This window comes from Mycobacterium riyadhense (assembly GCF_963853645.1).
Classification (GTDB): Bacteria; Actinomycetota; Actinomycetes; order Mycobacteriales; family Mycobacteriaceae; genus Mycobacterium; species Mycobacterium riyadhense.
The window spans coordinates 4454973-4479976 of sequence record NZ_OY970456.1 but is presented as its reverse complement, the minus strand read 5'-3'; the positions used below and the strand labels follow the sequence as shown (position 1 = coordinate 4479976).

Sequence of the window (25004 nt, the reverse complement as noted above, 5' to 3'; positions counted from 1 at the left end):
TCCGACACCCATGACGATGAACGCGAAGCGACGCCAGGCGCACGACAAGCTGGCAAGACTGCCCGGGGTGCGGCCGGTGCGCCGGCCGGTGTCACCGAGCAGCGACGAACAGTTCGATCTGTACTACGTGCGCTCCGGCCGCAAGTCCAGGCGGCCGCTGGTGATCATCCCGGGAGGACCGGGAATGGCGTCGGTGCTCTCGTATCGGGGGTTGCGGCGACGCACCGCCGCAGCAGGTCTTGACGTCATCATGATCGAGCATCGGGGAGTGGGGATGTCGCGCCACGATGACTCGGGCGCGGACCTGCCGCCGCATGCGATCACCATCGATCAGGTGGTCGACGACGTGGCCGCGGTGCTCGACGACGCTCACGTCGACTCAGCCGTCATCTACGGAACGTCATACGGCAGCTACCTCGCGGCGGGAGTCGGCGTCCGGTATCCCCACCTGGTGGGGTCGATGATCCTCGATTCGCCGGTGCTGTCCCGGCATGACATTGCGATCGTGCGCGATGCCATTCGAGGGGTGCTGCTCAAGGGTGCTAGCCCCGAAACCGCGGCGCTGGCGCCCAAGATGCGCCGGCTGGTCGACGCCGGGATGATGACAGCTTCGGCGGGACAGGTCGCGGCGACGGTTTATGGCTACGGCGGTGCCAAACTCCTTGATCGCCAACTCGATCTGTTGCTTGCGGGCCGAACGATGCTGTGGCGGGCGCTGTTCCGGTTCAGCAAGATCGTCACCCGCAAGGTGCCGTACCGGTATGAAATCGATCTGGTGGGTCGCATCGCTTTTCGCGAACTCGACTATGCCGCCGAACCGGATGGACTACCGCTCGACCCCGCCGTCGCCATACGTGAAATCCATACTGTTACAGATGATTTCGTTGCTGAGCCCTATGATTTGGTGGCCGAAATGCCGAAATTCCGTTGGCCCACCGTGGTGGTTGCCGGTGGCCGCGACCTCATCACCCCGCCCGCGGTGGCCGAGCGGATAGCGTCGCTGGTGCCGGATGCCGTACTGCTGTCCTTGCCTACCATGGGGCACAGCGCGGTGGACTTTCGTGAGCCCGCCGCCTTGGCCATCGCCAGTGCAGTGTGTCGCGGCGACATCGACGGGCTTGCCGAGCAGGCGCCGATGCTGGACGCGTTGCCGCCGCGGCTGGCCCTGCGGCTGTTGTGGAAGGCGATCCAGGTGGTCGCCACTGTCGAGCATGCGTTGCCGAAGGTACCGTCCGTGCGGCGCTCCGCTCAGGTACGCATGAACCCGATGGCGGTATAGTCCAAATCGGCCAGGCCCCTCGCGCCGAAATTGGCCAGGGTGCTGCGGACCGCGACGGTACCTGGGGATTGGGTCAGTGGCAGGCTGAATCCTTCCGCCCAGATGAGTTTGTCGACCTCGTTGGCCAACGCGCGGGCCTTACCGGGGTCAAGTTCTTCGAGCGTGTGCTCGATGGCGGTGTCGATCTCCTGGGTACCGATCTTGCCGAAGTTGCTCTCCCCGTCGGACGTGTAGATCTGGGTGAGCGATGACAGCGGGAAGGCGTCGCCGACCCAGCCGAATAGCGCTATATCGAAAGCCCCGACGTTGACGTAGTTGCTGAAAAAGCCACTGCCGGATCTGGATTGAAGTTCAAGCTTGACGCCAATCTGCGCGAGGCTGTGCTGAGCGACTTGCGCGAACTGCCGGCTGCTCTGCGCGTCATAGAACAACATGCGCACGAGGAGCTGGCGACCGTCCTTCTCGCGGAATTTGCCGTTAAGCCTCCAGCCGATGGCGTCGAGTTCGCGTTTCGCCTGTTCGGGGTCATAAGCAACAACACCGCTGTTGTCCTGATACCCGTCCTGCCCGGCGACGAAGATGTGGTTGTTCAGCGGCGTCGGATCACTGGTAAGGCCGTACAGGGCAACTTTGGCGATAGTCCGACGGTCGATTCCTTTGCACACCGCCAGCCGCAGCGCCGGGTCGGCGAGAATCGACCCGGCCGCGCCGTTGAAAGTGAAGTGGCTCCAGCTCGGGGCCGGTGCCCGTCGAATGGAGATGCCTTTGGTGCGTTCGGCGATGGTGAGCTGGTCCAGCGAGGCAATTCCGGTCGCGTCGATCGTGTTGTTCTGTAGCGCCGGCAAATCCGCGGCGGGATCGAGTACGAGGTACGTGATGCTGTCCAGCCGTGGGCGCTTTCCCCACCATTTGGGGTTGCGGGTCAAGGTGATTCGCTGCTTGGCCCGGTCCAGGTCGGACACGATGAACGGACCCGCGGAGGGACCCGGGCCTTCGAGCGCGCCCTTATTGAATGCCTCGGGCGTGGTGGTCACGCTCGCTGGCATCAGCATGCCGTTGCCGGCGAACATGCCGCGCCATTCGGCGTAGGGCTTGGCGAAAGTCACGATGGCTTGGCGGTCGTCGACGCCGCGGCTCACCGAGGCGACGCGATCCGCGCCGTTCGGCGACGCGAACTCGAACCCCTTGTCGATGCCACTGGTGGCATGGATCTGACTGGCGATGTCGCGCCAGGTAATGGGGGTGCCATCGGACCAGAATGCCTTCGGGTTGATGGTGTAGGTGATCACTTGAGGCTCGGTACTGGTGAGTTCGATGCTGGTGAAGTAGTCGGTGTTGACCGTCGTCGAGCCGTCCGGCCCGATAATGAACGCGCTCGGCAAGGTGGCTTTCATCATCGCCGCGACACCAGCCTCATTGCCGTCGATGTGCAAGATGTTGAAGTTGGCCGGGAAATCGGCGAGTGAGAGCCGCAGGTTGCCGCCGTCGCGCAGGGTGGCGGGATTCTGCGGGTTGATGTCGCTGGTGGCGCCCAGAACGGTGTTTCCGGCGGCCGGCACAGCCAGCTGGGAGGCTGCGGAGCATCCGGACAGCACGATCGCTGCGACGAGCAGTGCCGCCGCAACCCGTCCGCCGCGCCGGCTAGCCACGTCGCCTCGGATCCGGTTGCGGCACCGCGCCCAACAGGCGCTGGGTGTACTCGTGCTTCGGATGGCTGAAGACCTCCTGGCTGTTGCCCTGCTCGACAATGGTGCCTTTGAACATCACCACAACCTGGTGGGCGAGGTGTCTAACCACCGAAAGATCGTGGGAAACAAACAGATACGACAGGCCGAACCGCTCTTGCAGATCGAGCAACAGGTTGATGATGCCGGCCTGGATAGAGACGTCAAGCGCGGACACCGGTTCATCGAGAGCAAGGATTTTGGGCTGCAAAGCCAGCGCTCGTGCGATGCCGATACGCTGCTTCTGGCCGCCGGAGAACTCGGCGGGATAGCGACTGGCATCGGCGCGGCGCAGTCCCACGATGTCGAGTAGCTCGGCGACCCGCGCGTGGATGTCGCTCCTGCTGAACCCGTTGGCTTGCAACGGTTCAGCCACCAGGTCGAAGACGGGCAGTCGCGGGTCCAAAGAGGCCACCGGATCCTGGAAAACAACCTGAATGTCGCGCCGCAGCGATCGCCGGCTCGCGGCACTCAACATGGCGACATCGGTGCCGAGAACCTCGATCGATCCCGATTGTGGCGCAACCAGTTCCAAGATCTGGTGCAAGGTGGTCGACTTGCCGGAGCCGGATTCGCCGACGATCCCCAACGTGCGGCCTTGCTGTAGCTCGAAATTCACACCGTCGACTGCGCGGACCTCGCCGATGACTCGGCGCAACACCACGCCCTTGGTCAGCGGGTAGGTCTTGACCAGATCACGCACCCGCACGACGATGGTGGAGCCACCGGGCTCGGGCGCGCCGGTTTTGGTGTTGACCCCGTAGATGTCTGCGGCGCTGCGCCCGGCGACCTGGTCGGTGCGGATGCAGGCAGCCCGATGTTGCTCCCCGACCTCGATCAAAGGCGGCTCGGCCGCAAGGCATTCGTCGATGACCAGGGGGCACCGCGGCGCGAACGGGCAGCCGGGATCGAGGCCGGCCAGCGACGGAGGCGCCCCGGGGATGGGAACCAGCCGGGTACCCTGTGCGGCGTCCAGGCGGGGGACCGAGCCCAACAGCCCTACGGTGTAGGGCATTTTGCGATCACGGTAAAGGTCAGTCACACCGGCCGACTCGATGACCCGGCCGGCGTACATTACCAGTGCACGGTCAGCGAATTCGGCGACCACTCCCAGGTCGTGGGTAATGATCAGGACGCCCGCACCGGTGACGTCGCGCGCCTTCTTGAGCACCTCGAGGATCTGGGCCTGCACGGTGACGTCCAGTGCGGTGGTGGGTTCGTCGCAGATCAGCAAGTCGGGATCGTTGGCGATCGCGATCGCGATGACGACACGTTGCCGTTCGCCCCCGGACAGCTCGTGCGGAAACGCGCGGGCGCGCTGCGCTGGCTGTGAGATACCAACGAGCTCAAGCAATTCCACCGCACGCTGGCGAGCCGCCCTCTTGCCGACACGGGGCTGATGCACCTCGATCGCCTCGGCGATCTGGTCACCGACGGTGTAGACGGGGGTCAGCGCAGACATCGGATCCTGAAACACCGTACCGATCGCCTTGCCGCGGAACCGCGACATTGCGTCGTCGCCAAGTCCCAGTAGTTCGGTGCCCTGCAACCGGACCGAGCCGCCCACCTCGGCGTACTCCGGTAGCAGGCCGACCACGGCCATCGCGGCCGCGGACTTGCCCGATCCTGATTCGCCGACCATTGCCACCACTTCGCCGGGCTCGACGCGGTAGCTGATGCCGCGCACCGCGGTCACCGGATCACGGTCGGTGGGGAACGTGACGGCCAGGTCGCAGACCTCCAGCAGCGGACTCATCGGGCAGCCTTCCGCAGCGTTCTGCTGCCCGGGTCCAGGGCGTCGCGCAGGCCGTCGCCGGTCCGGTTGGCGCACACCAGAATCAGCACCAAAACACCGGCCGGGAACAGAAACACCCAAGGGAAGGTGGTCGCGGATTGGGTGCCGTCGGCGATTAAGGTGCCCAGCGACACATCCGGAAGCTGAATGCCGAAACCGAGGAAGCTCAAGCCGGTTTCGGCGAGAATTGCGGAGGCGACGTTCAGGGCGGCGTCGATGATGAGGATGGATGCCACATTCGGTACCACGTGGCCGACGATGATTTGGCGGCTGGAGACACCCATATACCTTGCGGCCTGGATGAATTCGCGTTCGCGCAGGCTCATAGTCATGCCGCGCACCATGCGGGAGCTGATCATCCAGCCGAAGCCGGCCAGCAGCAACACCAGGAACATGATGTTGGCCGAGTTCTTGGTGCGCGGCGTGACGATGGCGATCAAGATAAAGCTGGGGACCACCAGCAGCAGATCGACCACCCACATCAGCGCCCGGTCCCGCCAGCCACCGAAATAACCCGAGATCGCCCCGACGGTCGCCGCGATTCCGGTGGAGATCACCGCCACGCAGACCCCGATCAGCATCGACTTCTGCATGCCCCGCAAGATCTGCGCCAGCAGGTCTTGGCCCAGCGCGTTGGTGCCCAGCCAGTGATGGGTGTTCGGCGGCTGCAGCAACGCGTCGAAATCCAGATCCTGGTATGAGTAGGGCAGCAGCGGGGGTAGCGCATAGCAGCCGATGAACAGCAGCACCAGCAGCGTCAGTGACACCACGGCCGACCTGTTGCGCAGGAACCGGCGCAGCACCAGGGTGCGGCGTGAGGCGAATTCCGTTGCCCCCGTTAGATCGGCCACGGGTTGATCGGCCACCGTCATGACACCCGCACCCTCGGGTCCAGTGCGGCGTAGATGACGTCGGACAACAAGCCGGCCAGCAAGACGACCGCGCCGGAAAACACGGTGATCGCCGCGACGATGTTGGTGTCTTGGGTCGAAATGCCCCGGATCATCCACTCACCCATGCCGTGCCAGCCGAAAATCTTCTCGACGAAAACCGCTCCGGTGACAAGTCCGGCGACCCCGTAGGCGAATAGCGTCGCCATCGGTATCAGCGCGGTGCGCAGTCCGTGCTTGAGCAGCGCGCGCCGCCGCGTCAGTCCCTTGGCGCGGGCGGTGCGGATGAAATCCTGGCCGAGCACGTCGAGCATCGCGTTGCGCTGATAGCGGCTGAAGCCGGCGGCAGCGCCGAGCGCCAGCGTGAGCGAGGGCAGCACCAAATGCTGCAAACGGTCGCCCCAGACTCGCCACGTTCCGCCGGTCACGCCCGGTGAGGTTTCCCCGGTGTAGTCAAACAGCTGAAGGCCTACCGCCCAGTTGACCCGCAGCGCGCCCAAAATCAATAGGTTGGCCACCACGAACGTTGGCGTGCTCAACACCAGCAACGCCAGCATGGTGACGACGCGGTCACTGAACCGGTATTGGCGGATGGCGCCCCACGCCCCGACCACGACGCCGAGCACGGTGCCGACCACAGATCCAACGACGAGTAGCCGCAGGCTTACCCCGATGCGGCGCCCTAGTTCGGCGGAGACGGGTTGGCCGGTGATGGTGGTTCCGAAATCGCCGCGCGCCGCGTGCGAAACCCAGTTGGCATAGCGAATCGGGATGGGCTTGTCCAGGCCGAGATCGTGGGCTTTGGCGTCGATTACGGCTTGCGGTGGACGCGGGCTGCGCTGCATCAGGCTTTCCAGCGGCGAGAAGGCCAGCGAGGTCAGGCAATAAGTCAGGAACGACGCGAGCGCCAACAGGATGAGGTAGTTGAGCAACCGGCGCGCGAGAAAGCGTGTCATGCCCGACCACCGTGCCGCATTGGGACAGGGTAGCGAGCCGAGGGACGGCGTGGCGCCCGGACGGTTCGCCTGGCGCGCCCGGCTAGGAAGCATTCCGATCTGGCTGATCCGCACCAGTGAAATCCTGCTAGCCGGTTGCTACGATCCACGGCGGCTTCTGTCTGGCATTTGATCGGCGCAGCAAATTCCATACCGCGAACCCCGAGGAGACTTGCGTGACGGTTACCGACGACTACCTGGCCAACAACGCCAAATACGCGAGCACCTTCAAAGGACCGTTGCCCCTGCCGCCGAGCAAACACGTCGCCGTCTTGGCTTGCATGGATGCCCGCATCGATGTCTACCGGGTGCTCGGGATCAACGAGGGGGAGTCGCATGTCATCCGCAACGCCGGCGGAGTCGTCACCGACGATGCCATTCGCTCGCTGGCCATCAGCCAGCGGCTGCTGGGGACTCGCGAGATCATCCTGATTCACCACACCGACTGCGGGATGCTGACCTTCACCGACGACGACTTCAAGCGAGACATTCAGAACGAGATCGGGGTCAAGCCACCCTGGGCGGCCGAGGCCTTCCCGGACCCCGCCGAGGACGTCCGGCAGTCGTTACGCCGCATTGAGAACAGTCCGTTCGTGACCAAGCACGTGTCATTGCGCGGGTTCGTTTTCGACGTCGCCACCGGCAAACTCGACGAGGTCACGCTGTAGCTCAGTCCGCCGGCCGCCGCCTAAGCGCGGTCAAGGACTCTCATTGACAGCGGCGACGATGGCTGGTTCTATAGCTGGTAATGATCATAAATATGATCAGTTCTACCAACTTTATTGAGAATTCCAGTTAGGTGATCATGGCCAGCGACGTGAAGGTCAGTCCCGCACCGGGGCAGTACGAGTTGAGTCACCTGCGCTTGCTGGAGGCTGAGGCGATCCACATCATTCGAGAGGTTGCTGCCGAATTCGAGCGACCGGTGCTGTTGTTCTCCGGTGGCAAGGACTCGATCGTCATGTTGCACCTGGCGCTCAAGGCATTTCGGCCGGGGCGGCTGCCCTTCCCGGTGATGCACGTCGACACCGGTCACAATTTCGATGAGGTCATCGCAACCCGCGACGAGCTGGTGGCGAACGCCGGGGTCCGGTTGGTGGTGGCGTCGGTGCAGGACGACATTGACGCCGGCCGGGTCGTCGAGACCATCCCGTCGCGAAACCCGATACAGACCGTCACGCTGCTGCGCGCGATCCGGGAGAACAAGTTCGACGCGGCATTCGGGGGAGCCCGGCGCGACGAGGAGAAGGCGCGGGCCAAGGAGCGGGTGTTCAGCTTCCGCGACGAGTTCGGCCAGTGGGACCCAAAGGCCCAGCGGCCCGAGGTATGGAATCTCTACAACGGACGTCATCACAAGGGTGAGCACATCCGGGTCTTTCCGCTGTCCAATTGGACCGAGTTCGATATCTGGTCCTATGTGGGTGCCGAGAAGGTCAAGTTGCCCTCGATCTATTTCGCGCACCGGCGCAAGGTTTTTCAACGCGACGGGATGCTTCTTGCGGTGCACCGGCATATGCAGCCGCGCGCCGAAGAAGAGGTCTTCGAAACCATGGTGCGGTTCCGTACCGTCGGCGACGTCACCTGCACCGGATGCGTGGAGTCGACGGCCGCCACCGCGTCGGAGGTCATCGCCGAGACAGCGGTGTCGCGGCTGACCGAACGGGGCGCTACCCGGGCCGATGACCGGATCTCGGAGGCCGGAATGGAAGACCGCAAGCGGCAGGGCTACTTCTGATGGCGGCACCCACTACGCTGCTGCGGCTTGCTACGGCGGGCTCGGTCGACGACGGCAAGTCTACCCTGATCGGGCGCCTGCTCTACGACTCCAAAGCCGTGATGGAAGACCAGTGGGCGTCGGTGCAGCAGACATCTAGGGACCGCGGCCACGAGTACACCGACCTGGCTCTGGTCACCGACGGCCTGCGGGCCGAACGCGAACAGGGCATCACCATCGATGTCGCCTATCGCTACTTCGCTACTCCCAAGCGGAAATTCATCATTGCGGATACCCCGGGACACATCCAGTACACCCGCAACATGGTGACCGGTGCGTCCACGGCTCAACTGGTGATCGTGTTGGTCGATGCCCGGCACGGATTGCTGGAGCAGTCCCGCCGGCATGCCTTCCTGGCATCGCTGTTGGGCATCCGCCACCTGGTGCTCGCCGTCAACAAGATGGATCTGATCGGTTGGGACCAAAAGGCTTTCGAGTCGATTCGGGACGAATTTCATGCCTTCGCCGCCCGCCTCGACGTGCAGGACGTAACCTCGATCCCGATTTCGGCGCTGCACGGCGATAACGTAGTCACCAGATCCGACCAGACACCCTGGTATGAGGGACCGGCGCTGCTTTCCCATCTCGAAGAGGTCTATATCGCCGGTGACCGTAACCTGGTCGACGTACGGTTCCCGATTCAGTACGTCATCCGGCCACACACTCTCGAGCATCAGGACCACCGCAGCTACGCCGGAACGGTGGCCAGCGGGGTAATGCGGCCCGGCGACGAGGTAGTCGTATTGCCGATCGGTAAGGCCACCCAGATCACCACCATCGAAGGCTCGAACGGGCCGGTGGCAGAAGCGTTTCCACCGATGGCCGTCTCGGTGTGTTTGGCAGACGACATCGATGTTTCGCGCGGCGACATGATCGCACGCACCCACAACCAGCCCAGAGTCACCCAGGAATTCGACGCGACCGTGTGCTGGATGGCGGATTCGGCAGCGCTGCAGCCCGGACGCGACTACGTCATCAAACACACCACCCGAACCACGCGCGCCAGGGTGACTGCGCTCGACTACCGGCTGGATGTCAACACCCTGCACCGCGACAAGAGCGCAACGGCGTTGAAGCTCAACGAGCTTGGCCGCATCTCGCTGCGCACTCAGGTACCGCTGTTACTCGATGAGTACACTCGCAATGCCAGCACCGGCTCGTTTATCCTCATCGACCCCGACACCAACGGCACCGTGGCGGCTGGCATGGTGTTGCGCGAGGTTTCGGCGCATCAGGCAAGTCCGAACACCGTGCGGCACAAGTCATTGGTCGCCGTCGAAGATCGCGGGTGTCGAGGCAGGACCGTGTGGTTGACCGGCCTTTCCGGCGCCGGGAAGTCGTCGGTCGCGATGCTGGTCGAAAAGAAACTTCTCGAAAATGGAACCCCCGCTTACGTTCTCGACGGTGACAACCTCCGGCACGGCCTGAACGCCGACCTCGGCTTTTCCATGGCCGACCGTGCGGAGAACCTGCGCCGGTTGGCGCATGTGGCAACGCTGCTCGCCGACTCTGGCCAAATCGTGCTGGTGCCGGCCATCAGCCCGCTGGCCGAGCACCGCGAAATGGCTCGAAAGATTCACGCCGACGCCGGATTCGAATTTTTTGAGGTGTTCTGCGATACGCCGCTGCAAGAGTGCGAGCGGCGTGACCCCAAGGGGCTCTACGCCAAAGCGAGAGCGGGTGAAATCACGCACTTCACCGGCATCGACAGCCCGTATCAGCGGCCGAAGAATCCCCATCTGCGACTCACCCCCGAGCGCAACCTCGACGAGCAGGCACAGGCAATCATCGACTTGCTCGGGCCGGGGTCCTAGCAGCAAACCACAGCAATCTCGCAGCGGAACGGTGGCACAATCGGTGACCATGCGGATGTCGGCCAAAGCGGAGTACGCGGTGCGCGCGATGATCCAGCTGGCCACGGCCGACAGCGGAACCTTGGTCAAGACCGAAGACTTGGCACATGCGCAAGGCATACCACCACAATTTCTCGTCGACATCCTGACCAACTTGCGCACCGACCGTTTGGTGCGAAGCCACCGCGGTCGCGAGGGCGGCTATGAACTGGCGCGCCCGGGAAACGAGATCAGCATCGCCGACGTGCTGCGCTGCATCGACGGTCCACTGGCCAGCGTCCGCGACATGGGGCTCGGCGACCTACCGTACTCCGGACCTACCGTGGCACTCACCGACGTTTGGCGGGCGCTGCGGGCCAGCATGCGGTCGGTGTTGGAAGAAACAACCCTGGCCGATGTCGCCGCTGGATTGCTGCCGGAACACGTTGCGCGACTTGCCGATGACTATCGGGATCAGGAGAGCAAGCGCCACGGCGCCAAGCGTCACTAAGAGTTGTTAGCCCCCGAGCCATAGGGTCGGGTGAGGATCTCCATCGCGTGCCCGGCCGGATCTTGGAAGTACACTCCGCGGCCGCCGTCTCGGTGGTTGATCTCGCCGGGGCGCTCGGCGCCCGGGTCCGCCCAGTGCGGCAAGCCGCGTGCGGTGATCTTGCCGTAGATCGCGTCGAACTCGTCCTCGGAAACGAGGAACGCGTAATGCTGCGGCCGGATCTCCTGCCCTTCGGGGACATCGGCGTAGTCGAGGCTCGCGTCGTGTTCGAGCCCGACGACCATGAACGGGCCATACGGCGTCGGGCTCGGCAGGCCAAACAGGTCGCTGAGAAACTCCGCGGACTCGCGTTTGTCGCGTGACGCGACGATGGTGTGGTTGAAACTAATCGGCATCTTCTTACCTCTGTTCTTCTCTCCGGGAGATTACTTGGGGGTGGTCAGCTCCAGAGCAATGTTGTCGGGGTCGCGAAACTCCAAAATGTAAGACGGCCCAATGTCTTTGATCGGCTCGTGGCCGATGCCAAGATCGTCGAGATGTGCAGCCGCGGCATCTAGTTCGGCTTTGCTGCCTACCCGGAACGCGATGTGGTCCAGGCCAGTGCGGTTCTCGTCGAAGCGGTCCATGGCGACCGGCCGCAGACCCAGCAGCGCGCCGCCGAGGTCGTAGATGACACCGCCGAACAGGAATCCCAACCGGCGCCGCGTTGCCTCGTCGGCGTTGTCGGGAATCTCAATGAGTACCGGCCAATCGAAGACACTCTCGTAGAACCGCCGGGATCGCTCGATGTCGGTCACCGTGAGCCGAACATGCGCAATGGATGTGCTGGTTAAGGCCATCGGTTCCATGCTGCCAGAATCGGCTCGTGAAGATCGGGATGACGATGCCGGTGATGGAGCCTGACCTGGATGCGACGGTGCTGCAGAACTGGGCACGTGCGATCGATGAGGGTCCGTTCTCGTCACTGTGCTGGGGCGAGCGCATCGCGTTCGACAATCCCGACAGCTTGACGCTGCTCGGCGCGCTGGCTGCATGGACCGACCGGGTGCGGCTGGTTACCACGGTGATCGTGCCGCAGCTGCATGATCCCGTGATGCTGGCCAAGGGGCTGGCAACCGGAGACATGCTTTCCGGCGGCCGGTTAACAGTGGGAATCGGTGTCGGCGGCAGGCAGGAGGACTACCATGCCGCCGGCGCCGACCCAAAGACGCAGACGATGCGCGGCGCGGCCGAACGGGTGGCGGTGATGCAACGGGTGTGGGCCGGCGAAAAAACGACCGACTCGGTGCGGCCGGTCGGGCCGGCGCCGATCCAGGCCGGTGGTCCGCCGCTACTCGTCGGCACTATCGTACCGAAGACCGTTCGCAGCGCCGCGGTCTGGGCCGACGGACTGGCCGGCACCACCTTGGACCTTGACACCACCAAGCAGAACGAGCTGTTCGACGTGGCCCGGGCGGCGTGGGCCGAGGCCGGCAAGCCCAACCCCCTGTTAACGACCTCCTTCTGGTTCGCATTCGGGCCGCAGGACCAGGCCCGTGAGCAGGTGCATGCCCATCTGCGGCGCTATATGAACTGGATCCCCGCCGAATACGTCGATGTGATGGCGCCGATGACCGGCTGGGCCGGCACCGAAGAGGAACTGCTGGCGGTGCTGCGAAGGTTTGCCGGCATCGGTGCCGACGAAGTCCACCTCATCCCGACCAGTTCGAACATCAGTCAACTGTGGCGAGCCGCCGCGGTGGCCGCCGAGTTCTGACGTGTCGCCGCTTCGGGCAAGTTGCCGCGAGGCTGGGACGGCTGTCCCTTGCTCAGCGTCGCGAGCAACTCGCTATACGGGCCGACGAGATAGGCGGTGTCACCGGCGCGCAGCCGGGCGTCGCGGCGAGGGTGCAACCGTACCGGTGCGTCCGGCCGAGTGATCGCGATGACGCGGGTTTGGGTGGACAATTCCTGCATCGGCAGCCCATCGAGTTCGCTACCGGCCACCACATGCATCCCGCCGACCGTGAAGGAGTGCTGCCCGACTGAAAACGTCCCCAGTACTTGCAGACCCATCGCGGCGCCGATGAACCACGGTGCCGCCAGATCAACCGTGGACCGAACGTTGTCGAACCCGAAGCGCTGCGCCACAGCGCTTCCCAGCGTGCGATCGTATACGCGCAGCACAAGCGGAACGTCGGGCCGGTTCAGCATTTCACGCAACACGATCCCGGTCTCGATGTTGACCATGTCGTCCTGGGTGAGCACCGCTACGGCGCGGGCTTGGTCGACGCACGCCGATTCCAGCGTCTGGCGAAGCGTTGCATCCCCGAAAATGACCGGCACGTCGAGCTCGGCCGCCGACGACAGGAAGCGGTTGTTCTCGTCGCGCTCAATGACCGCGACGTCGTATCCGGCGGCGGTCAGATCACTGACTACGCGGCTGCCGAACGATCCCAGCCCGACGACGATGACGTGGTTGCGCAGATGACGCGCCCGCCGGCGTCCGGCCGAATACGCAAAGCGCCGTGACAGCAGCAGGTCGGCAACGAATGCGACAAGCAGGGCGGTGGCAATCACGCCGGCGAACATCAACATGACGCTGAACAGCCGCAGCCAGGTGGGCTGGTGGCTAAAGCTGAAGTCGCCGTAGCCGACCGTCGCAATCGTCTCGGTGCTGAAGTACAACGCGTCGATCCACCCCATCCCCGGTTTCTCGTAGGCGAAGCGCAACAAGATCGTGGAGCCGACCAGGAGGATCAGCATGGCGGCGACCGCGCGATAAAACATCGGGTTGACGTCGTCCCGCAGGGTGCGTACCGCGTCGGCGATTCGATGCAGCCGGGACCGGCGGGAGCGCGTTGCGCACGGGGGTGGGATCTTGATGCCGCGGGCCGCCAACTCGTCAGCGGAGCCGATCACCGCGGTCCAGTCGCCGGCGTGCACCCGCAGATCTCGTCCGGGACATGCCACCAACTCGCCGGGGGACGACGAGTTCTTACCGTGGATCACCGCAACCGGTGCCAGGTCGCCGTAGAGCTCGCGCAGGGTCGCATCATGCGGTGCCTCGGTGCCGGCGACCACGAACTTGATGCCGGCCACCTCGAGGGGATGCGCGGTGCGCGCCAGACATGCCTCGACGACCGAGGGCGCCGCTAGGTCGGCGACGTCGAGGATGGCGCCGGGACCGTTGCCGGCGGCCATCGCTTCGCGCAACACATCGTTGGCCAGTCGGGCCACCACCCGCACGTCCGAGTTGGCTTTCCTTGCCAGTAACGCGATTTCGAGGTTTTGGTCGTCGTCATCTCCGGCGCAGATGATGGCGACCGCGTGGCCGAGGTCAGCGTCGGCGAGGTCGTCGCTGGAGAGCTTGACGATGTTGGCGCCCGCGGTCTTCAGTTCCTCGGCGATTGTCGTCGCCAATGCGTCGTCACCGCTGACGACGATGTGGTCGCGCATGATCATGCGTCTCGGTTGTCCGGCATAGCACGAATTGTGCCAATGGAATACTTGGGCCATGCCCACAGCCCGGCGCGGCCAGAGCAGGATCGACATTGCCGCACCCCCGGAACTCGTGTACGACCTCATCGCGGACGTGACCCGGATGGGCGAATGGAGTCCGGAGTGTTACCGATGCGAGTGGCTGGACGGCGCCACCTCAGCGGTCCCGGGCGCGCGGTTTCGCGGGTACAACCGGCTGGGCCGGCTTCGCTGGGAAAGAACCGCGGTTGTCGATACCGCCGACCGGGGACGCGAGTTCGGCTTCACGACCGTCAACGACGGGGCTGGTCGTCGCGAAACACGTTGGCGCTACACGCTGGAGCCGTCTGGGACGGGAACATTGCTCACCGAGTCTTTTGAGTTCCTGTGGTGCTCCATAGCCAACAGACTGGCCGAGGCGCTTATCCCGCGGGGACGCCAAGTAAACCGCGGTATCGAGGAGACGCTGCGGCGCGTCAAAGCGGCCGCCGAAACGTCGGCGTAGTTCGGTGCGGACGCAGCGAACCGCAAGTTGGGGTCCGCCACCGAGTCGTTGCGAAGCAGCTTGACATCGCGGTAGTAGCTCGATGACATCAGCCACGGTGCGACGTCGCTCTGCTTGGGCATCAGGTGCAACGCACGCTGGACGTACCCGGCGGAGAGGTCCAGCAGCGGTCGGGTCGCCGCCATCTCCGGGTCGTCGGCCTCGGGACGCGCGATGTCGTAGCCGTTGGCGTCCATGTGGCTCAACAGCCGGCAGAAGTATTCGCACAGCAGCCCAACCTTGAGTGTCCACGACGAATTCGTGTAGCCGACCGCGAACGCGAAGTTCGGTACACCGGAGAGCATCACGCCCTTATACGGGAAGGTCTCGGCAACGTCGACCGGGTCACCGTCCACGCTCAACGACACCCCGCCGAACATCTGTAGGTTCAAACCCGTTGCGGTGACGATGATGTCGGCGTCCAGGTGCGCGCCGGACTCCAGCTCGATCCCGGTCTCGGTGAATGTCGCGATGCGGTCGGTCACCACCGAGGCGCTGCCGTCGGCGATGGCCTTGAACAGGTCGCCATCGGGCACCGCGCACAGCCGTTGATCCCACGGGTTGTAGGTCGGGTTGAAGTGTTCGTCGACGGGAAAGCCCGCGGGCAGTTGCTTGGCGTTGAGGTGACGGATCAACTTCCTGGCGGTGCCCGGGAAGGTCTGGCAGAACTGGTAGACGGCGCGCTGCCTGAAGATGTTCTTGCGCCGGGATAGGGCATAGCCGCGCTTGTCACCGAGTACCTTCTTGGCAGTATTGGCGAAGGCGTCCTTCGACGGCACCGCCATGATGTAGGTCGGCGAGCGCTGCAGCATCGTCACGTGCGCGGCCGTGCCGGCCATCGCGGGCACCAGGGTCACCGCGGTCGCGCCGCTGCCGATGATGACGACTTTCTTGCCGGTGTAGTCGAGGTCCTCGGGCCAGTGCTGCGGGTGCACGATCTGGCCTTCGAATCGGTCGCGACCTTTGAACTCGGGGGTGAAGCCCTGGTCGTAGCGGTAGTACCCGCCGGCCATGAAGATCCAGTTGGCGCCGAACTGCACCCGTTGGCCGGTCTGGACGTTCGCCACGTCGACCGTCCAGCGCGCGTCGGTGCTGGACCACTGTGCCCCGAGCACCTTGTGGTGGAAGCGGATCTTCTCGTCAATGCCGTTCTCGGCGGCGGTCTGGCGCAGGTAGCTCAGGATCTTGTCGGCGGTGGCGATCGCGTGATCGTCGCGCCAGGGCTTGAACTCGTAGCCGAAGGTGTGCAGGTCGGAGTCCGACCGAATGCCGGGGTAGCGGAACAGGTCCCACGTGCCGCCGGTGGCACCGCGCGCCTCGAGGATGGCGTAGGTGCGGCCGGGGTGGTGTTTCTGCAGGTAATAGGCGGCGCCGATGCCGGAGATCCCGGCGCCGACGATCAGAACGTCGACGTGCATGACTAACAACTCCTTGGTGGTGGGGCCGAACTCGATGCACCAATCGTCCCGATCCAAGAACCAGCGCAATAGCGCAAAATGACTCAATATCGTCAGCAAGTGGTGCATTATGCACCATCAAGGCTAGAGTCGTTTGATGACGTGGAAGCGGCCGTCACCTCGGTGTCAGGAGCTGATCCGGCAGTGCGCGCAGATCGTCGTCAACGCGCGGCCCGAGTGGCTAGCGGAACTTGACCGTGCGGTTCTTGCCGCCAGTCCGGCCATCGCGGCGGATCCGGAACTGGCCGCGGCGGTAAGCCGTAGTAACCGGGCCAACCTCTACTTCTGGGCAACCGCGAACGTGCGCGACCCGGGCGCACCGGTAGCGGCGAACACCGGGCCCGAGCCGATCAACATCGCGCGTGAGCTGGTGCGCCGCGGACTCAACGCCTACTCGCTGGACGCCTATCGCGTGGGCGAGGGGGTGGCCTGGCGACGCTTCATGGAAATCGCGTTCGAATTGACCTCGGATCCATCCGAACTGCACGAACTTCTCGACGTGTGCTCCCGGTCAACGAGCGCGTTTGTCGACGCGACGCTGGCTTTCATCGCTGGCCAGATCGAAGTGGAGCATGACGACCTCACCGGTGGTAGCCACGCCGAACGACGCGAAACCGTCACGCTGATCCTGCAGGGTGCGCCCATACCGAGGCGTCGGGCCGAGGGCCGACTCGGCTATGCGTTGACCGGTGCCCATACCGCGGCAGTCATCTGGAGTGACGCCCCGGCCGGTGATCTGGCCCGGCTGGACAAGGTCGCCGAGGCGTTCGGTCAGTCGGCCGGTGCCCGGCCTTTGATCGTGCTGGCCAGCACGGCCACTCGGTGGGCCTGGGTGCCCGGCAGCAAAACCGGTGACCAGATAAACCTCGAAGCCCTGCACGACGCGATCGACTCCATGGCCGACATCCGAGTCGCCATCGGACCGACCGCCAACGGCATTGACGGGTTTCGGCGCAGCCATTTCGACGCCGTCACCACCCAGCACATGATGGCGCGGTTGCATTCACCGCAACGCATTGCGGTGTTCACCGACGTCGAACTGACCGCCCTCATTACCGCCGACACGGACCGCGCGGCCGAGTTCGTTCACCACACGCTCGGCGAGTTCGAACACGCCGACGCCGAATTGCAGGACACCGTCCGGATATTCGTCAACGAGCAGTGCAACGCCTCTCGCGCCGCGAACCGCCTCTTCACGCACCGCAACACGTTGTTCCGGCGGCTGCACCGTGCCGACCAACTGCTGCCCCGCCCATTGGAAGAATGCAGTGTCACGGTGGCCGTTGCGTTGGACGTGCTGCGCTGGCGCGGGCAACAGTGATTTAGCCGACTACTCCACCGCGAGCACGCAGAATTCGTTGCCTTCGGGGTCGGCGAGCACGACCCAACTCTGCTCTCCTTGGCCGATGTCGACGTGGTGTGCGCCGAGCTTTAGCAGCCGTTCGACCTCGGCACGCTGGTCGTCCGGCCGGAAGTCGAAGTGGATGCGGTTCTTGACGATTCGCTTGTCATCGACCCGCAGGAACAGCCAGTTCGGGCCCGCGCCGGGTGGTGGGGTCAATCGAACGTCACCGTCCTCGTCGACATCATGCGGCCACCCCAGCGCCTGCGACCACCACTTTCCCAGTTCGGTCGGATTCGCTGCGTCGATACAGATCTCGTCGAACCTCAGGCCCATGAGCAGACACGATATGCCCGTCGCCGTCCGCTGCACTGACAAACGCGGGGACCCGCGTGGGTCCCCGCATCCGTGGTATTCGTTGTTAGGCCGAGGTGACGTACTCGGGGCAGTAGGCCTCGGCGGCGTCAATTGCGAACGTCTTGGCGCCCTTGGCGCTAAGGCCGGTCCTCTTGGCCACCCCGTTGATGACCTCGGTGCTCGATTGTCCCTCGTCGAGGGCGTTGCACACGGTGTGCGCTTCGCTGATGGCGCGCGCGGCGCTGGGCGGCGTGATCCCGTCCGCCCGTAGCTGGGCCAGGAACGCGTCGTCGGTAGAGCTCGCGCCGGCGGAACCGGCGAAGCCGAGCGCGGCCAGGCCGAGAGCGGCGGCGGTCAGGCTGGTGCGGGCCAGGTTGGCGGTGAAACGGCGAGTGAACATTGTGGTCTCCGGTGCTGCTTTGAACTGGTGGTTGACGCTGGATTGCGTTGACCCCAGACTCAGCCGGGTGCCTTGACGGATTCTCAAGAGATTCTTGGCGAAATCCAAACAGCTGGTTGCCGTCCTGGGGGCGCTACTAGCGGCCGCCGTGTTCGGCGATTGTCGACGCCGCCGCTTTGGCGGCGGCCACCTGGCCGAACGCGGACGGTGGCGGCGCCAACGTCCCGGGCTGATCGACGACCTCGGTCGCCCGTGCCGCGGCGCCGACGACCATGGCCCGGTCCGATTCGTCGGTGAGTTCGCGCTGTGCCGCCCGGACCACCAGGGCGATTTCGGTCTGTACCGCAATGCGGCGCGCTGGGTCGACGCAGTTCTGGGCAACCGCGCTCAGCAGCTGCAGCAGCGCAGCCAGCACCAGCGGTTCACGCGACCCGTAGCGGCGGATCTGTGCGCATCCGACGTGCAGGTACGTAGCAAAGCCGGGGTAGGGAAGCCAGACGAGGAGCTCGCCGGCACTGTCGCGGCGCACGTCGTCGGGCAGCGCCCGTGACGCCAGTACCGACGCCACGGCCGAAAGATGGTGGACGACTTGAATGGCCGTATACGGGTCGTTGATGGCGGGCGATAGTGCTCGCAGCGCGATGTCGACCAGCTGCCGCAATCCGAACCGGACGTCCTGTTGCAGTGTGCGCTCGAATCCGATATGGACATGTCGCAGGTAGCGTCGCGCAAAGTCTGGCTGCGGTGCGGTTGTCGTCGTGCCCCTACGCCAGCACCAGCCGAGTACGCACCCGGCGGTGACGTAGTCGCCGACGAAGGTGGCCAGCTGCACCGTGTGCCCGCTGGCCGCCGCCAATTCGGCGATGTCGCCGACGTCGACGGTTTGTAGATAGCCCGATTGCGGCGCCAACAACGGCTTCGCTTCGACCGGCGGTGTGGGCGGCATCTGCGGTTGTCGATCCGCCGTATCCGGTTCTGGATACAGTTCGTCGACCAGTCCCAGCGTGCGCTGCCGCACCTTTTCCATGATCGTGTCGATCTGGATCGAGTGCATGAGGTGGTGCAGGAAGTAGATCAGCGCGCCGATACTGACGAACGCCAGTGCGAGCGACCCGCTGACCGCGACCTTGGGAACGAACGCGCCCCCGTCGACGTGCTCACCGACGGTGTGAAGGCCACCGGTGCTGTAGGCGAAGGTGCAGGCGAAGATCGCCAGCACCACCTGGTTGGGCACATCGCGCAGGAAGGTGCGCAGCAACCGCACCGAGAATTGGCTCGCGGCGATCTGTAGGGACAAGACCGTCAGCGAGAAGACGATGCCGATGGTGGTGATCATCGTGGCGGACACCACGATCAGCACCCCCCGAGCATCACCCGCGGTGCCCTGAAACATCACCTTGTCGATCATCGAGTCGGGCGTTACCGGGATGATCGACAGGGCGGCGCCGGCCCCGAGCCCGAGCGCAACGCCGAGTGTCGGCAGCACCCAGACTGCGCCCTGCAGGTAATCCCGTATGACACTACGGCGGCTCAGCAGGTTGCTCACGGTCACGGATAAAGCATGCACCCGCGCCCGAGGGCTAGGCGGCAAGTTTGCCTCGGTACATGCGCCAGGACAGCCAGCGCGAGCGCGAACAGCATTCGCAGCACCCGGACAGACGTTATCGTGGCCGCAAACCTGTCGGCCATAGCGCTGACAGAACTGGCGGCTGCCGACAGCCAACCGCCTAGATCAGTAAGGAAGCGCCATGGCAGTCAACGGCGGCAGGGTGGACCGTGCTGCGATCGCCGCCGATCTAGGGCGGGCACGCGTCGAATGTCATCGATTGCTCGCCTGTTCCACATCGTGTTCGGCTACATGGTTGTCCAACGCCTGCTGCAATCTGGTGCGATTGTTTGGCCGATTGCCTGATCGTGCCAGCCAGGCCTACGCCCGCGTTCTCAACGCCACAACCAAGCCGTTTCACTTAGTCAACTACTACGGTTCTTGTGCTGCTGCTCTCGTATACAACCGTCGCCGGATGGGGGCAAAACTCGATCGGGTGGTCCTGGCATTGCGACACGAGCTTGGCGCCAACACTTCGACTTCCATGCCCGCCAACTTGCCCTCAACACCTGACTTCCGCTCGGTGAGCTGAGGCGGGGCGGGGTGGATGTTGAACATGCTTGAAATGATCGAAAAGGGGTCCGCTACGGAGTCCCATCCCGTACCGCTTCTCTTTGTCCACGGCGCCTGGCATGGAGCGTGGTGTTGGGACGAGCGCTTTCTCGACTTCTTCGTCGATCGCGGGTACGCCTGTTGCGCCCCGAGCCTGCGCGGACATGGCGCGAGTTCCGGCCGGGCGCGGCTGCGCTGGACCGGAATTCAGGAATACGTAGGCGATATCGCCGCGGCGGCGGCGCAACTATCGGCTAAGCCCGTTCTGGTGGGGCACTCGATGGGCGGCTTCGTCATCCAGAAATACCTGGAACGACACACCGCTGCCGCCGCCATTCTCGTCGCACCCATTCCGCCCACCGGCGTACTGCGGGTGACCCTGGACATCGCGCGGCGCCACCCTGTGCCATTCGTCAGAGTCCACGCTTCCTTGCGGCTGGCCCCGCTGGTGGCAACCCCGGAATTGGTGCGCGACCTGTTGTTCTCGGCGTCCACACCGCAAGATCACGTCAACAGCTATCAACAGCGAGTCCAAGACGAGTCCTACCGGGCCTTCCTGGACATGCTCGCCCTCGATTTGGTGAAGACCAAACGCGTCAACCGTGTCCCGATGCTGGTGTTGGGAGCCGAGCGCGACGTTATCGTCTCCCAGCGCCAAATTCACCGCACCGCCGCGGTTTACGGCGCCGAGGCGCAGATCTTCCCCGACATGGGCCACGACATGATGCTTGAACCGGGATGGCAGGCGGTGGCCGAAAGAATGGACCGCTGGCTCGTGGGCCAGGGGCTCTGAAGGTGGCTTGTCACCGCGCCTGCAGCAGGATGCGCGCCACGTCGTTGGGTCGTTCGAGCGCGGAGAAGTGGCCGGTGTCTCGCAACGTGATCCGCTGGACATCCGTCAGCAGGCTGGCGACGTGATCCCGTTCTTGCGGGCGAGACCAGTCTTGCTCGCTGTACACCAGCGTGACCGGCACGCTGACGTCGGGATAGCGGTCTCGCGCCCGTTGGAATCCCTTGAGGCTGCGATAGATCGCTCGGGACACCCTCGAGTACCCCTTGCGGTGACCGCTTTTGCGGAGCTCGACCAGGAATTCCTTGGTCAGTTTGCTCTTGTCGACGAAACCGCCGCGCATCACGCCGCGCATGATCGCACGGTTTTCCATCGCAGCGAGGAGCGGTCCGAGTCCGGGCATCCGCACCGAGCTGACGATGAAGCGGGCGAATAGATTTCCCCGCTCGAGTCCGCTCGGGTAGTCGTAGCTGTTGAAGGCAACGACGCGGCTCACTCGGTCCTTGAGGTCGATCGAGACACCCAAAGACAGTGCGGCGCCTAGTGATTCACCGGCCAATGTGACGTCGTGCAGGTCCAATCCGCTGACAAACTCGACGACGGAGGCCCGCAGCTCCGGCTCTTCGTACCGCACACCCGGCACAATGTCGGACCATCCCATGCCGGGCAGGTCGAGCGCGTAGACGGTGTAGAAATCCCACAGCAGCGGGACGACGCGCTGGAAGTAGTCGAGTTGCGTGCGCACGGTGTGTATGAGCACCAGCGCCGGGCCGGTGCCCGCGGTGTAGTACCGCAGGCGCGACCCGTCCGATCGGGTGAAGTATTCGACCTTGCCGTGGTCGCCACTCCACGACTCTGTGTAACTCATGCGCGGACCTCCTCTGATGTATCGATTTCGATTTCGCCTGCGACGGAAGCCGTTTGGTGCGCCCGCGCCGGAAGCATCATGGCGACGACGGCGGCCGCGGCCAGCGCGAGACCGGCGCAGACCAGCGATCCGATCTGCATGCCGTCGAGGAATGCGGTATTGACGGCGTTGCGAACGTCGGCGACCAGACCGGCAGGCAGCTGCCTGATGACCTGTTCCGCGGCGGCCATCGAATCCCGCATCGTGGATCGCAATTCGGTGGGCAACGCCGAGATCGCCGAGTTCGAGGCGAGCCGGGCCGTATACACGGAGGCGAAGACGCTGCCCACGATCGCGACGCCGAGGGTACCGCCGAGTTCACGGGTGGTGTCGTTGACGGCGGAGCCAACACCGGCCTTGTCGGCGCTCAGTGAGCCCATGATCGCGTCGGTGGCTGGTGAAAACGTAAACCCCAGGCCGCCGCCGAGGAGCACCATCTGCATCGCGATCTGCAGGTACGGTGTGCCCGCGTCGGCCGTGGACGCCCAGCCCAAGCCAGCCGCGAAGATCGTCAGGCCGCCGGCGATCACCGCCGTGCTGCCGATCCTCTCGACGATCCGCGGTCCTACGACGCTGCCGACCGCGATCGATGCGGCGACGGGTAGCAGCCGCACACCGGTCTCGAATGCGCTGTAGGCCTTGATGAATTGGAAGTACTGGGTGATGACGAAGATGAAGCCGAACAGCGTCAGGAAGCCCGCGGTGACAGCCAGGCTGCCTCCGGAGAACCGGCGGTTGGCGAACACCGACACGTCGATCATCGGGTGGCTGATGCGCCGTTCCCACAGGGCGAATGCGGTGAGGACGACGGCGCCGACGGCGAAACCCGCCGCGGTCCGGATGCTGGCCCATCCCCAGTTCGGGGCTTCGATAACCGTGTAGACCACCGCCGTCACTCCGGTCGCGGAAAGAATCAACCCGGGTACGTCGACGGGCGGGGCCGCCGGGTCGCGCGACGTAGGGACGAACAGGATGCCGCCGACAATTGCCACCGCGGCAACCGGGACGTTCACCAGGAAGATCGAGCCCCACCAGTAGTGTTCGAGCAGCCAGCCGCCGGTCATCGGCCCGGCGGCCACGCCGACGCCGACCATGGCGGCCCACACGCCGATCGCCTTGGCCCGCTCAACCGGGTCGGTGAAGATGTTCGTGATCAGGCCCAGGGTCGTCGGGAAGATCACGGCTGCGCCGACGCCCATCGCGGCGCGCCCGGCGATCAGGGTGCCCGCCGAGTTCGCTTGCGCCGCAACGGCAGACGTGATCGCAAACAGGGTGAGTCCGCCGCTGAGCCAGCCGCGGCGGCCGGATCGGTCGCTCAGGCTGCCGGCCGACAGCAGTAGGCCGGACATGACGAGGGTGTATGCGTCGACGATCCACTGCAGCTGCGAGGTATCGGCGTTGAGTTCGCGGGACAACGTGGGCAGTGCGACGTTGACGATGGTGGCGTCGACGCTGATGACGAAGACGCTGAGGCAGATGACCACGAGTGCGGCGAGCGGGTGGTTCTTGAAGACCGGTGTGCGCATGGAAGAGAACATAAATCTTATAGACAAAAAAATCAACTATCTATTCCTAAAGTTTGTCTACATGGTATAGTTTCTGGTGTGCCGGCCCGGAGGAACTACCAGCAGAACTGCCCGATCGCGCGTGGCCTCGACGTGCTCGGGGAGCGCTGGACGCTGTTGATCCTGCGCGAGTTGCTCGGCGGTGCGCGTCGCTACGCCGACCTGCGCGCCGCGCTGCCCGGGATCGCCACCAACCTGCTGGCAGACCGCCTGCGTGAGCTCGAAGATGCCGGGCTCGTCGACCGCACCGAACTGCCGCCGCCGATCGCGCGCACCGTGTACACGCTCAGCGCTGCCGGCTGGCGCAAGATCCCGCCCGTCATCCAGGCGATCGCCACCTTCGGGTTGGACCTAGTCGAACCAGACGAGACCGCACTTACGCCGCTGAACGGCTTCCTCGCCGGTGTCCTGCTGGCATTCGAGCGCGGCACGCGGGTAAGTGCGTCGTACCGCGTCGACATCGATGCCCGCCGCTTCGAATTCGCGGTGCGCGACGGCGGGCTGACGGCCGCACAGGGCTCACCCGACGTGACCGTGACCGCGACCGCCGCCGATCTCATCGCCGCCCGGCTTGCCCCGACCGCGGCCGAGCGCAAGGCCGCGTTGCGTCGGGTGACGTTCGATGGCGATGGGCCTGCGGTCAAGGAGATGCGCGCGGCGTTCCGGCTGTCGGCCGACCCAGGTCTGGACGCTTAACCGTCGCTAGCCGACTTTCGTGAGAGTAAATCTGTCATGTCGGTCAGCGAGACCGCAGGGTGCGGGGCTGTGCAAGAAGTCCACCTCGCCGGACAGGGTTAGCGGATCCCACCATTGATACACGGTAACCGGATGCAGGCCGCCTTCGTCCGAGGCGCCGTTGGCACCGGCGGTGAACGCGGGGCAGAGTGCGCCCTCCGGGACCGTCCGCGTAACGGAGTAACGGCCATCAACCAGCGCGGCGTCAAAACCTTGACCTGGCGCGGTCGTCACATGGGCGACGCAGTGTGGGGTGCACGTCGTGTTGATGGTCCAGGTTGCTACAATGCCGTCCTCGTCTGCGTAGGTGTAGACACCGTCCATCGCCGGGACTTCAGCCCACACTGGTGGTGCTGTTGTGCAAAATCCCGCGCCAGCAAAGACCGCGGTTGCGGCGACGAATGTCGTGATCCTCATGTTTACCGCCTTCGGCGCCATCGAGCGAACGCTACCAGCAATCTCTCAGGTGAAATCGGGTGTTCAGGACTGT

Annotated in this window: 24 protein-coding genes and 1 pseudogene; 11 read left to right on the top strand and 14 right to left on the bottom strand. The window is 64.6% G+C overall.

From position 1 onward, the window contains the following. The first annotated feature begins 10 nt into the window (after positions 1-10). On the top strand, positions 11-1279 hold the full coding sequence (locus AADZ78_RS19770) for an alpha/beta fold hydrolase (protein WP_085252661.1): 1269 nt from the start codon (positions 11-13) through the stop codon (positions 1277-1279). On the opposite strand, the gene AADZ78_RS19765 is transcribed toward AADZ78_RS19770, so the two are convergent. Genes AADZ78_RS19765 through AADZ78_RS19750 form a run of 4 tightly spaced genes read right to left on the bottom strand, consistent with a single transcriptional unit; the run spans position 1249 to position 6644 of the window. Then, positions 1249-2928, bottom strand: coding sequence for an ABC transporter family substrate-binding protein (locus AADZ78_RS19765; protein WP_239655089.1), 1680 nt, complete (start codon positions 2926-2928; stop codon positions 1249-1251). The genes AADZ78_RS19770 and AADZ78_RS19765 overlap by 31 nt on opposite strands. Then, the gene (locus tag AADZ78_RS19760; protein ID WP_085252662.1) at positions 2921-4759 is read right to left on the bottom strand and encodes an ABC transporter ATP-binding protein; all 1839 of its coding nucleotides are present in this window, start codon (positions 4757-4759) and stop codon (positions 2921-2923) included. Before AADZ78_RS19760 ends, AADZ78_RS19765 begins: the two co-directional genes overlap by 8 nt. Next, positions 4756-5670, bottom strand: coding sequence for an ABC transporter permease (locus AADZ78_RS19755; RefSeq protein ID WP_085252663.1), 915 nt, complete (start codon positions 5668-5670; stop codon positions 4756-4758). The genes AADZ78_RS19760 and AADZ78_RS19755 overlap by 4 nt, the downstream gene beginning before the upstream one ends. Then, entirely contained in the window at positions 5667-6644 is a 978-nt protein-coding gene (locus tag AADZ78_RS19750) for an ABC transporter permease (protein ID WP_085252664.1), read from the bottom strand. Before AADZ78_RS19750 ends, AADZ78_RS19755 begins: the two co-directional genes overlap by 4 nt. A gap of 215 nt (positions 6645-6859) precedes the next feature. Here AADZ78_RS19750 and AADZ78_RS19745 point away from each other — a divergent pair, with 215 nt between their 5' ends. From AADZ78_RS19745 to AADZ78_RS19730, 4 genes are all read left to right on the top strand, one after another. Further along, positions 6860-7351: a beta-class carbonic anhydrase gene (locus AADZ78_RS19745; protein WP_085252665.1), complete on the top strand. Its 492-nt coding sequence runs from the start codon at positions 6860-6862 to the stop codon at positions 7349-7351. A 137-nt stretch (positions 7352-7488) separates the two neighbouring features. Continuing rightward, positions 7489-8418, top strand: a complete 930-nt coding sequence (gene cysD, locus AADZ78_RS19740; protein WP_085252719.1) for a sulfate adenylyltransferase subunit CysD — start codon at positions 7489-7491, stop codon at positions 8416-8418. After that, positions 8418-10271 (top strand): adenylyl-sulfate kinase, encoded by a 1854-nt coding sequence (cysC, locus tag AADZ78_RS19735; protein WP_085252666.1) that lies wholly within the window; start codon positions 8418-8420, stop codon positions 10269-10271. The genes cysD and cysC overlap by 1 nt, the downstream gene beginning before the upstream one ends. Positions 10272-10320: 49 nt before the next feature. Continuing rightward, positions 10321-10800 (top strand): Rrf2 family transcriptional regulator, encoded by a 480-nt coding sequence (locus tag AADZ78_RS19730; protein WP_085252667.1) that lies wholly within the window; start codon positions 10321-10323, stop codon positions 10798-10800. Here the strand turns inward: AADZ78_RS19730 and AADZ78_RS19725 are convergent. Both AADZ78_RS19725 and AADZ78_RS19720 read right to left on the bottom strand, forming a co-directional pair. After that, positions 10797-11195, bottom strand: a complete 399-nt coding sequence (locus tag AADZ78_RS19725) for a VOC family protein (RefSeq protein WP_085252668.1) — start codon at positions 11193-11195, stop codon at positions 10797-10799. The two genes, AADZ78_RS19730 and AADZ78_RS19725, sit on opposite strands and share 4 nt — an antisense overlap. 30 nt (positions 11196-11225) lie before the next feature. Further along, positions 11226-11639: a VOC family protein gene (locus tag AADZ78_RS19720; protein ID WP_085252721.1), complete on the bottom strand. Its 414-nt coding sequence runs from the start codon at positions 11637-11639 to the stop codon at positions 11226-11228. A gap of 38 nt (positions 11640-11677) precedes the next feature. Here AADZ78_RS19720 and AADZ78_RS19715 point away from each other — a divergent pair, with 38 nt between their 5' ends. Further along, complete coding sequence (locus AADZ78_RS19715) at positions 11678-12556, top strand: LLM class flavin-dependent oxidoreductase (RefSeq protein ID WP_085252720.1); 879 nt, start codon at positions 11678-11680, stop codon at positions 12554-12556. Here AADZ78_RS19715 and AADZ78_RS19710 read toward each other — a convergent pair. Further along, entirely contained in the window at positions 12517-14244 is a 1728-nt protein-coding gene (locus tag AADZ78_RS19710; protein ID WP_204903358.1) for an NAD-binding protein, read from the bottom strand. The two genes, AADZ78_RS19715 and AADZ78_RS19710, sit on opposite strands and share 40 nt — an antisense overlap. A gap of 52 nt (positions 14245-14296) precedes the next feature. On the opposite strand from AADZ78_RS19710, the pseudogene AADZ78_RS19705 reads away from it, so the two are divergent. Continuing rightward, positions 14297-14692, top strand: a pseudogene (locus AADZ78_RS19705) (SRPBCC family protein); the annotation flags it as partial. Here the strand turns inward: AADZ78_RS19705 and AADZ78_RS19700 are convergent. Further along, on the bottom strand, positions 14590-16221 hold the full coding sequence (locus AADZ78_RS19700; protein ID WP_085252723.1) for a flavin-containing monooxygenase: 1632 nt from the start codon (positions 16219-16221) through the stop codon (positions 14590-14592). The pseudogene AADZ78_RS19705 and the gene AADZ78_RS19700 overlap by 103 nt on opposite strands. Positions 16222-16357: 136 nt before the next feature. Here AADZ78_RS19700 and AADZ78_RS19695 point away from each other — a divergent pair, with 136 nt between their 5' ends. Continuing rightward, on the top strand, positions 16358-17581 hold the full coding sequence (locus tag AADZ78_RS19695; protein WP_085252670.1) for a PucR family transcriptional regulator: 1224 nt from the start codon (positions 16358-16360) through the stop codon (positions 17579-17581). Between the two features lie 9 nt (positions 17582-17590). Here the strand turns inward: AADZ78_RS19695 and AADZ78_RS19690 are convergent, their stop codons facing one another. The 3 genes from AADZ78_RS19690 to AADZ78_RS19680 form a co-directional block, all read right to left on the bottom strand. After that, positions 17591-17938, bottom strand: a complete 348-nt coding sequence (locus tag AADZ78_RS19690; RefSeq protein WP_085252671.1) for a VOC family protein — start codon at positions 17936-17938, stop codon at positions 17591-17593. Positions 17939-18023: 85 nt separating this feature from the next. After that, a complete protein-coding gene (locus AADZ78_RS19685; protein ID WP_085252672.1) occupies positions 18024-18359 on the bottom strand; it encodes a DUF732 domain-containing protein in 336 nt (111 codons plus the stop codon). 136 nt (positions 18360-18495) lie between these two features. Continuing rightward, a complete protein-coding gene (locus tag AADZ78_RS19680) occupies positions 18496-19950 on the bottom strand; it encodes a DUF2254 family protein (protein WP_139828986.1) in 1455 nt (484 codons plus the stop codon). A 157-nt stretch (positions 19951-20107) separates the two neighbouring features. Between AADZ78_RS19680 and AADZ78_RS19675 the strand changes: the two genes are divergently transcribed. Together AADZ78_RS19675 and AADZ78_RS19670 are read left to right on the top strand one after the other, a co-directional pair. Beyond that, on the top strand, positions 20108-20497 hold the full coding sequence (locus AADZ78_RS19675; protein WP_372510582.1) for a hypothetical protein: 390 nt from the start codon (positions 20108-20110) through the stop codon (positions 20495-20497). 24 nt (positions 20498-20521) lie between these two features. Continuing rightward, complete coding sequence (locus AADZ78_RS19670) at positions 20522-21310, top strand: alpha/beta hydrolase (RefSeq protein ID WP_085252724.1); 789 nt, start codon at positions 20522-20524, stop codon at positions 21308-21310. A 10-nt stretch (positions 21311-21320) separates the two neighbouring features. On the opposite strand, the gene AADZ78_RS19665 is transcribed toward AADZ78_RS19670, so the two are convergent. Then, complete coding sequence (locus AADZ78_RS19665; RefSeq protein ID WP_085252674.1) at positions 21321-22175, bottom strand: alpha/beta fold hydrolase; 855 nt, start codon at positions 22173-22175, stop codon at positions 21321-21323. Then, a complete protein-coding gene (locus tag AADZ78_RS19660) occupies positions 22172-23740 on the bottom strand; it encodes a DHA2 family efflux MFS transporter permease subunit (protein WP_085252675.1) in 1569 nt (522 codons plus the stop codon). The genes AADZ78_RS19665 and AADZ78_RS19660 overlap by 4 nt, the downstream gene beginning before the upstream one ends. 78 nt (positions 23741-23818) lie before the next feature. Between AADZ78_RS19660 and AADZ78_RS19655 the strand changes: the two genes are divergently transcribed. Continuing rightward, positions 23819-24475: a winged helix-turn-helix transcriptional regulator gene (locus AADZ78_RS19655; protein WP_139828987.1), complete on the top strand. Its 657-nt coding sequence runs from the start codon at positions 23819-23821 to the stop codon at positions 24473-24475. Between the two features lie 6 nt (positions 24476-24481). On the opposite strand, the gene AADZ78_RS19650 is transcribed toward AADZ78_RS19655, so the two are convergent. Further along, complete coding sequence (locus tag AADZ78_RS19650; RefSeq protein ID WP_139828988.1) at positions 24482-24931, bottom strand: hypothetical protein; 450 nt, start codon at positions 24929-24931, stop codon at positions 24482-24484. Positions 24932-25004: the final 73 nt, after the last annotated feature.

Excerpts from the sequence above, each read along its gene's own strand:
- AADZ78_RS19770 (WP_085252661.1), top strand. The coding sequence starts at position 11 with ATGACGATGAACGCGAAGCGACGCCAGGCGCACGACAAGCTGGCAAGA.
- AADZ78_RS19760 (WP_085252662.1), bottom strand. The coding sequence starts at position 4,759 with ATGAGTCCGCTGCTGGAGGTCTGCGACCTGGCCGTCACGTTCCCCACC.
- AADZ78_RS19755 (WP_085252663.1), bottom strand. The coding sequence starts at position 5,670 with ATGACGGTGGCCGATCAACCCGTGGCCGATCTAACGGGGGCAACGGAA.
- AADZ78_RS19750 (WP_085252664.1), bottom strand. The coding sequence starts at position 6,644 with ATGACACGCTTTCTCGCGCGCCGGTTGCTCAACTACCTCATCCTGTTG.
- cysD (WP_085252719.1), top strand. The coding sequence starts at position 7,489 with ATGGCCAGCGACGTGAAGGTCAGTCCCGCACCGGGGCAGTACGAGTTG.
- cysC (WP_085252666.1), top strand. The coding sequence starts at position 8,418 with ATGGCGGCACCCACTACGCTGCTGCGGCTTGCTACGGCGGGCTCGGTC.
- AADZ78_RS19730 (WP_085252667.1), top strand. The coding sequence starts at position 10,321 with ATGCGGATGTCGGCCAAAGCGGAGTACGCGGTGCGCGCGATGATCCAG.
- AADZ78_RS19725 (WP_085252668.1), bottom strand. The coding sequence starts at position 11,195 with ATGCCGATTAGTTTCAACCACACCATCGTCGCGTCACGCGACAAACGC.
- AADZ78_RS19720 (WP_085252721.1), bottom strand. The coding sequence starts at position 11,639 with ATGGCCTTAACCAGCACATCCATTGCGCATGTTCGGCTCACGGTGACC.
- AADZ78_RS19715 (WP_085252720.1), top strand. The coding sequence starts at position 11,678 with ATGACGATGCCGGTGATGGAGCCTGACCTGGATGCGACGGTGCTGCAG.
- AADZ78_RS19710 (WP_204903358.1), bottom strand. The coding sequence starts at position 14,244 with ATGATCATGCGCGACCACATCGTCGTCAGCGGTGACGACGCATTGGCG.
- AADZ78_RS19700 (WP_085252723.1), bottom strand. The coding sequence starts at position 16,221 with ATGCACGTCGACGTTCTGATCGTCGGCGCCGGGATCTCCGGCATCGGC.
- AADZ78_RS19695 (WP_085252670.1), top strand. The coding sequence starts at position 16,358 with ATGACGTGGAAGCGGCCGTCACCTCGGTGTCAGGAGCTGATCCGGCAG.
- AADZ78_RS19690 (WP_085252671.1), bottom strand. The coding sequence starts at position 17,938 with ATGGGCCTGAGGTTCGACGAGATCTGTATCGACGCAGCGAATCCGACC.
- AADZ78_RS19685 (WP_085252672.1), bottom strand. The coding sequence starts at position 18,359 with ATGTTCACTCGCCGTTTCACCGCCAACCTGGCCCGCACCAGCCTGACC.
- AADZ78_RS19675 (WP_372510582.1), top strand. The coding sequence starts at position 20,108 with ATGGCAGTCAACGGCGGCAGGGTGGACCGTGCTGCGATCGCCGCCGAT.
- AADZ78_RS19670 (WP_085252724.1), top strand. The coding sequence starts at position 20,522 with ATGCTTGAAATGATCGAAAAGGGGTCCGCTACGGAGTCCCATCCCGTA.
- AADZ78_RS19665 (WP_085252674.1), bottom strand. The coding sequence starts at position 22,175 with ATGAGTTACACAGAGTCGTGGAGTGGCGACCACGGCAAGGTCGAATAC.
- AADZ78_RS19660 (WP_085252675.1), bottom strand. The coding sequence starts at position 23,740 with ATGCGCACACCGGTCTTCAAGAACCACCCGCTCGCCGCACTCGTGGTC.
- AADZ78_RS19650 (WP_139828988.1), bottom strand. The coding sequence starts at position 24,931 with ATGAGGATCACGACATTCGTCGCCGCAACCGCGGTCTTTGCTGGCGCG.